The sequence below is a fragment of the Mesorhizobium tamadayense genome (assembly GCF_003863365.1).
GTDB lineage: Bacteria > Pseudomonadota > Alphaproteobacteria > Rhizobiales > Rhizobiaceae > Mesorhizobium > Mesorhizobium tamadayense.
This window is the reverse complement of sequence record NZ_RQXT01000107.1, coordinates 1-6,878: the sequence shown is the minus strand read 5'-3', so window position 1 is coordinate 6,878 and position 6,878 is coordinate 1. Positions and strand designations below refer to the sequence as shown.

Sequence of the window (6,878 nt, the reverse complement as noted above, 5' to 3'; positions counted from 1 at the left end):
ATCGATAAGCGGTCATTATCGATAGGGAAAGCTGCGCCGACCAAAATCCTGTGCAAGTCAACTTAAATGCCAGTTAGTTTGACTAACGCGAATCAGCTAACATGAAATCAATGGCTTACGTGCTGGCAAACCTTCCCCCGGAGCTCCTGATCGGACCCGTCGCTCGCGCCACTGTCGGTTTTACTTCCCGATTTCAATTGAAGCGCTAAGGTGAAATTCCTGCACTTCCCGACTGAGCCACTTCGGCTCCAATCGGGGGAGGGGAGGGGACTTTTCAGAGCCCTGACGCTTTGGTGAGGTTGGTCCGGAACCGATCACGCCGGCGCTGATATTTGCGGGTCATCTCGGCCGAGGCATGGCCGAGTTGCTTCTGCACATAGCGCTCCTCGATCTCGGCCGACGAGGCAAGGCCTGCGCGCAAAGAATGGCCGGCGAACAGCAGCACCCGCTCTTCTTCCGGAAGATCGGAACGGACCCCGGCGGCCAACACCGTCTGCTTGACCAGGCGGGCGACGTGCTTGTCGGAAAGCCGCTCGACGTCGACGGTCTTGTTGTCCTTGAAGATGCGGCGGAAGAGGGGGCCTCGCGCAATGCGGCCGTACCTGATCCAGGTCTCGAGCGCGACGACGGGGCAGGTGTGGTCGCTGGAGCCGCGGCCGACCTCGACCTCGCGCCAGCGATCGCCCTTGCCGCGCAGCGTCACCAGCACGCCCTTGCCCGGAAGGATCTCGATCCAGCCGGCGCCATCGCTGTCATCGTCCCGCGTGACGTCGAGGCCGACGATCTCGGAACGGCGCAGGCCGCCGGCGAAGCCGAGTAGGAGAATGGCGCGGTCGCGGAGCCCCCTGAGATCGTGACCGAGTGTGGCGAGCATCGCGACGAGATCGTCGCCGAGGACGGCTTCCTTCACGCGCGGCGGTTTTGTGTGCTTGCGGCGGATGCCGGCGAGCACGGTGCGGATGTGGCGGTCGGCCCGGTCCATGACTAGGCCGCGCTGGGTAAAATTCCAGGCGAGGCCGGAGAGCCGGCGCTCGATCGTCGAAACGGAAAGAGCCGGGGCGCCGAGCTTCGCGCCGCCGGCGGCGCAGGCGCTGATATAAAGCCCGATCACCTTCGAATCCGGGGGCAGGGGATCGAAGCCGTTGCGCCGGCACCAGGACGAAAAATGCTTCCAGTCCTTGGCGTAGGCGTCGCGCGTGCTCTCCGAGCTGGCGTTGTCGGCATACTCCCGGGCGGTCTCGACCAGATCCTCGACGTGCGCCGGGACGCGGGGTGCGGGCTGGCCCATCTCCAGGACGAGATCGACGATATCGGGCAACTCGCCCTCGAGAGGGTCGCCGGCGAGCGGATCCCCGGCCGGGAGATCGTTTTTGGCGGCTTTGGGCGGGGGATTTTCCATGATTTGCGAGCCTACCGGAATATGTCCGGTAATGGAAGCTTACCGGACATAAAACAATGTCGACAAGCTGTGCGGAAAACAGCGAACAACTGGTCAAAACCGCACAACCCGTTTACGCTGCCGGAGATGAGTCGGCAGCCCGCACCCGCATCGCAAGTCTGCTTCCCGGTGCCGCGCGTGCCGGCGTGGGCGACGCCGCGCGCCCGTTCCGGGGACCCGGTGGAAGGCGCCTTCATAGCCGGCAGCGCCTTGAATACGCTCGACAATCTCGTGCAGGCCGAACCCGAATGGAGCGGCGCGTGGCGGCACCGCCTGGCGCTGAGAGCCGCGGCCGCCTGCATAAAGCTGATCGGCCGCTCCGAGGATGAAGCGGCGTTGCGAGACGCTTGGTTGGTGCGTCAGTCTGGCGACGAGCCGGGGCCTGCCGGCAATGTGCTTGCCGCGTGGCGCCGGCTGGCCGGCCGCACGCTGCCCCCTGCTACCGGCGATCTGCAGGCGGTCGCCACCCTGCTCGGCGTCGGCTGGTCGGACGGTTTCGGCGATCTGATCGACGTCACGCGCGATGAGGTGCGCAGCGGCGCGCCCGCCCCCGTGATTACGGCGCGCATCGCAGCGACCGTCATGCGGGAAGACCCGAAGGCCGAAATCCTGGCCTGGTGGCTGGCCGATTGTGCGCTGTCCTGGCGCATGGGCTGGCGCCACGCCGTGCCGATCCTTGCCACCCAGATCCACATGCCGCTGCTGCGTTCGGGGTCGGAGGGCCGGCGCGCCCAGCCGGGCAGCGATGCGTTTGAGCGGGCCGCCTTCATCGCCGCGGCCCTCGGAGCGGCCGAGGCCTGCCGGCTGGCGGCGGACATGGCGGCGCGGGCCGAACGGCTTCGGGCGGTGGTGCCGAAGCTGCGATCCAAGGCGGCCGGCGACGTCGTTGACCGGCTGATCGGCGATGATGCTGTGTCGGGAACGGTGACCAGCAAGAACCTGTCACGCTGGGCCAGCCGGCGGCTGTTCGATCGTCTGGTCGAGCTCGGCGCGGTCCGCGAGCTCAGCGGCCGCACGACCTTTCGGATCTACGGGATCTGAGGTCGATGGCGGAAGCAGCGCGCGCGAGACGAGCGACGGGCCGACCAGGCGACGGTCTGTTTGATCGGGAGCTGGATCACTTGCCGCCGGAGGCGCGATGGCGGGAATGGATGCATCGCGTCGAGGCAACGATTTTCGCGGCCAGCGAACCGGTCGGCCGCGAGACGTTGGCGCGGATCGTCGGCAAGACCTGCAGCATCGACCTTTTGATCGACGACATCCGCGAGGAGTTGCGCGGTCGCCCCTACGATCTGGTCGCCGTCGCCGGCGGCTGGAAGCACCTGACCCGACCAGCCTATGCCGACGCCATCCGCACGGCCGTCGGCGCAAGCGAACGATCGGTCGACCTCACGCAGTCCGAATTGCCGGTGTTGATGTGCATCGCCTACTTCCAGCCGATTACCCGGGCAGAACTGTCCAGCTTCTTCGGCAAGGAGATCAGCCGCGACTTGATCGGCAATCTGCGCTCCTTCGGGTTCATCGCATCCGGCCCGCGCGCGCCGCAGCCGGGCGCGCCGTACACCTACGTCACCACGCAGGCATTCCTGCTGGAGTTCGGGCTCGGCACCCTGCGCGATCTGCCTGACTTCGAGGCACTTGAAGATGCGGGCCTGCTCAGCAAGGAAAAGCTGCTGGCCGGCGACATCCTGCCAAGGTTCACCGATGGGGACGACCCTGGCGCCGGCGCCGTCATAGACGAATAGCACCCGCGGCTGGGGCGCCACCAATCATTGGGGCTGTGGAACTCCAAGATCGCGGTGACGCCGATCGCCGGCCACGCGCAGATAGGCCGTCAGCACGTCGGCAAGCCCGGCACAGGGCAGGGTTTGGCGCATGGATCTCGGCCGCGTCTGGTGCTTGTCGAGGAAGTCGGCGAAGCGGGCGATCAGTTCATCGTGGCCGCCCGCCGCAAGGATCATCCGACGCCGATGCGCGGTCGCGGCGTCTTTGTCAGTCACAAGCCAGTCGAGAGATTTTGCGGCGAGCAACTCGAAGCAGCGAATGCGCGCGGCCGTCGAGAGATTCCTAAGAGTGCCCGTGGAGCCGATATCGACGAAGGCCGGTGCGCACAGCACGCGCGAGACAACATCGCTGGTTGCCGCCGAACCCGTTCCCGATTCCACCCGGCATATATCCGCGATCGCACGTTCCAGTCGGCGCGCGGACGCCTTCACCGCGGTCTTGGGAGCAGCGCGCAGGTCGAACCCGCATCGCGCACAGAAGTGCTGCGCGACAACCTCGCCCTGGTCGAAGGTCGCGATGGGGGCTCGGCAGGCGGGGCAGCGATCGCGAAGGCCACAGCCATGCGCGAAACACGACGCACGCAACGCCAGCCGCCACTGCCGGCGGAAATACGGCGCCTCGTCCGCTGCAAGGCAAAGCGGGCAGTATTGCATCCAGGTCGAACGGTTCCGGTGCGCGCTATCGCGCAGTGGCAGCAGGAGCGGGGCCATGGCGTACCCGCTCATCGTCATCGCCGAGATCTCCTCGGTCGCCCGGCCGGTCTGATGACAGAGAAACGTGGCGACGTGGCGCGGCAGTCGAGTGTCGAGACGCGGCGACCACATCCTCTCACTGAGGCCCAGGACGCCGGCGAACGACCGCGGCGCGATGCCGTTCGCGAGCGCGAGACGATGGAGCCAGCTCGACACCAGCTCGTCCGGAAGCGGGTCGACGGAAACCGGCCACCGATTCCCGGCGACGTCGCCGTATCGCTCGCGGATCTCGATCGCGAAGGCCGCCCGTGCTGCATTCGCTGTCACAGCAAATCCTCGCGCACCGGCGCCCGACGCCGCTTCGAAACCGGGACGTAGCGCAGCGCCTCGATGCCCGATTTCGTAATCCGCTCCTCGCCGGACCTCACTGCGGCTGAGGCCGCTGCGGAGATGATCGCTACGATCTCGCCGATCAGTCCCTCGGAGAGCTGGAATATCCTTCGCGCCAAGGGTTCATCCGAGAGATCGGACGCACGGACAAGCGGCAAGGCGCTCTCCAGGCTGTCGAGCAGCGCAAGAAACTCCTCGCCATATTGCCATCGCGGCACGGCGTGTAGGTCGAACCTGGTCGCCATTTCAGCGGTCTGGTTGACGAAGTCATAGACGGTGACCTCACCGATCAGAACCGGAGAGATGTCGAACTGGCGGCCGATCCTCCGCAGGAAGGCAAGCACGGCCTCGACGTCGCGGGCACGGCCGCGCAGCGCATTGTGGAACTCATCGAAGATCAGCATTCTGGGCTTCAGCCTGTCGAGCAGATGATCGACCTGTTCGGCTTTGCGGCCGACGTTCCGGCTGCTGCCCGTCGGCGCGCGCAAGGTCTGCAGGATGCTCCCGTAGAAATGGGCGAGACCGGCCCCCTCGCGCGTCTGCACCACCCATACCCGCTGCTGCTCGGCTGTTCTCAGATGCCCGACGGCGAACCGCTCGGCGATCATCGTCTTGCCGTTGGCATAGGGGCCGACGAGCATCAGTCCTCGGGTCCGCAACGATGGCGGCCGCGACAGAAGTTCGGCAAGGCGTTCATGCGCCGTGACCGCCACCTGATGTCCAATCCATCGCGGCGCCTGAATGTAGGTGATCCGCTCTTCCGTGCTGCGGTCGAGGTGAGGACGAACGTGATCGAGAAGATGACTCGTCATCTCACCAATCCTCCACCGGCAGGCGGCGCTTCGGGCGAGAGGGATGATCGGCGGGCGCCGGCGGCTCCGGCCGCATCGCGTCGTAGGGCTTGGGCGCGTCAGCGGCGTGGGATTTGCGCACGGCATTGCGCAGCTCGGCCTTCGACGGCGTCGATCCGCCGCTAATCTCCGCGATCCGCCGGCGCAGCGTTACCTTCTCGACATCCGTGCGCGCGTTCGCGGCGCGTCGCTGCCGGCGGTCGGCCTCGTGCTCCCACAACGTCATCGGAGCAAGCATGCCGTCGCGCCGTTCCACGGATCGAAACTCCCTGGTTTCGGGATCGCGGGCATAGACATGGCTGATGTCGCGAGGATCGTATCGAAGCTCGAGCTTGCCCAGCCGATCTCGCTGCGGAACAAGCTCGCCCAGCCACGGTGAGTAATAGTCGAGCGCGAACATGCTGACGCCCTGCGGTGAGATGCGGCGCTCCGTTCCGGGCATGAATGCCAGCAGTACCCGCATGGCATCATCGTCGAAACGCGCAAGGTCGTGCGCCTGCCGGTTCCATTCTGACGCCGGCACCTTCAGGGTCCTCGCGTTTTGCTGCAGGTTGTGGTCGATCACCGCGAGCACGACGCATCGCTCAAGATCGGCGAAGCTGAGACGCGCGCGCCGCTCTGCGGGATATTGGTCGCGGTTCGCCACGGACCGGCCCGTTGAGCCGGGCTGCGTTGCAAGAACCCCGTTGAGCTTCCCCAGCAGCCTTTCGACCACGCCGCCGTGATGGACCCGGCCGCGATCTCGGTAGCGGATGCGGATGCCGTAGTCCTCGCACCCGCGCTGGAAGGCATTGCCCTTGAACTCCTTGGCGGAGTCGGTGACTAGCGATCGCGGTCGACCGAACATCGGCCACCCATGTTCGATACCGCGCGCAGCCAGCCATTCCTCCTTCGGACACATCGCCTGCGCCAGGCACAATGCGACCGACAGCGCCGACGGCTTTTCGAGCGTGAGGCAGAACCCGAGAATACAGCGCGTCGCCACGTCGGTGACGAGCGTCAGGTAGGCCCTGCCGACGAACGTCCCGCCGCCCTCGACAACCTCGACGAAATTGATGTCGGTCGGCGTGTGATCGATCTGGCAGACATCCAGAGGGTACGCCGCGTGGATGTATCCAGGCCGGGCCTTGAGCCGATAGAGATGTTTCGGGTTCGCAGATCGCTTCTTTGCGATTTCCTCGGCGCCAAACAATGCTGGTATTCGGCGAGCGACCGTGAGGTAGGATGGAGGAGCCAGACCGGCCTCCTCGCAGCGGGCGCGGATCTCGGCCACGACCGGAGCGAGGGGCGGAGACTCCAGCACCAGCCACTGCTCTCGTAGGGTCGTCGCGATGATCTTCTCGATGTCCTGCTGAAGTCGCTTCTTCCGTGTCCGATCCCGGTCCGGCAAGAGCGACGTCACGGTCCGATCGACACGGTAGCGTGTGAGCAGATTGTAGACCTGCCGTGTCGAAAGGCGCAGTTCGGCTGCGGCCCGAACGATCGCAGCCCGTCGGGAACCCGAGCCGTCCAAAATCCTGTCGAGCTCGCGCGCAACCCGGCGCGCCGTCGACCATGCTTCTTCGGAATGTGACGCTGCAGGCGCCGGTTTCAGGCTGTGCAATCGGTTCGGCAAAACGAGCGGTCAGTGAAATCGTTAGCGAAAAATCATCACCGTCGTAGCGCCAAAACCTAACAAGCACATGACTATTGCGCGATTGAAATCGGGAAGTGAAAGCGACA

Annotated in this window: 6 protein-coding genes; 2 read left to right on the top strand and 4 right to left on the bottom strand. The window is 65.6% G+C overall.

What is annotated here, in order from left to right; genetic code table 11:
- Positions 1 to 274: 274 nt before the first annotated feature.
- Positions 275 to 1,399: a tyrosine-type recombinase/integrase gene (locus tag EH240_RS36285; RefSeq protein WP_125007149.1), complete on the bottom strand. Its 1,125-nt coding sequence runs from the start codon at positions 1,397 to 1,399 to the stop codon at positions 275 to 277.
- 126 nt (positions 1,400 to 1,525) lie between these two features.
- Here EH240_RS36285 and EH240_RS36280 point away from each other — a divergent pair, with 126 nt between their 5' ends.
- Together EH240_RS36280 and scpB are read left to right on the top strand one after the other, a co-directional pair.
- Positions 1,526 to 2,479: a DUF1403 family protein gene (locus EH240_RS36280; RefSeq protein ID WP_125007148.1), complete on the top strand. Its 954-nt coding sequence runs from the start codon at positions 1,526 to 1,528 to the stop codon at positions 2,477 to 2,479.
- Positions 2,480 to 2,484: 5 nt separating this feature from the next.
- Positions 2,485 to 3,183 (top strand): SMC-Scp complex subunit ScpB, encoded by a 699-nt coding sequence (gene scpB / locus EH240_RS36275; RefSeq protein ID WP_125007147.1) that lies wholly within the window; start codon positions 2,485 to 2,487, stop codon positions 3,181 to 3,183.
- 24 nt (positions 3,184 to 3,207) lie between these two features.
- Here the strand turns inward: scpB and EH240_RS36270 are convergent, their stop codons facing one another.
- From EH240_RS36270 to EH240_RS36260, 3 genes are read right to left on the bottom strand one after another with little or no spacing between them, the layout of a single operon-like run.
- On the bottom strand, positions 3,208 to 4,242 hold the full coding sequence (locus EH240_RS36270) for a TniQ family protein (protein ID WP_125007146.1): 1,035 nt from the start codon (positions 4,240 to 4,242) through the stop codon (positions 3,208 to 3,210).
- Positions 4,239 to 5,117: a TniB family NTP-binding protein gene (locus EH240_RS36265; protein ID WP_125007145.1), complete on the bottom strand. Its 879-nt coding sequence runs from the start codon at positions 5,115 to 5,117 to the stop codon at positions 4,239 to 4,241. The genes EH240_RS36270 and EH240_RS36265 overlap by 4 nt, the downstream gene beginning before the upstream one ends.
- A gap of 1 nt (position 5,118) precedes the next feature.
- On the bottom strand, positions 5,119 to 6,771 hold the full coding sequence (locus EH240_RS36260; RefSeq protein WP_125007144.1) for a Mu transposase C-terminal domain-containing protein: 1,653 nt from the start codon (positions 6,769 to 6,771) through the stop codon (positions 5,119 to 5,121).
- Positions 6,772 to 6,878 lie beyond the last annotated feature (107 nt).

Excerpts from the sequence above, each read along its gene's own strand:
- EH240_RS36285 (WP_125007149.1), bottom strand. The coding sequence starts at position 1,399 with ATGGAAAATCCCCCGCCCAAAGCCGCCAAAAACGATCTCCCGGCCGGG.
- EH240_RS36280 (WP_125007148.1), top strand. The coding sequence starts at position 1,526 with ATGAGTCGGCAGCCCGCACCCGCATCGCAAGTCTGCTTCCCGGTGCCG.
- scpB (WP_125007147.1), top strand. The coding sequence starts at position 2,485 with ATGGCGGAAGCAGCGCGCGCGAGACGAGCGACGGGCCGACCAGGCGAC.
- EH240_RS36265 (WP_125007145.1), bottom strand. The coding sequence starts at position 5,117 with ATGACGAGTCATCTTCTCGATCACGTTCGTCCTCACCTCGACCGCAGC.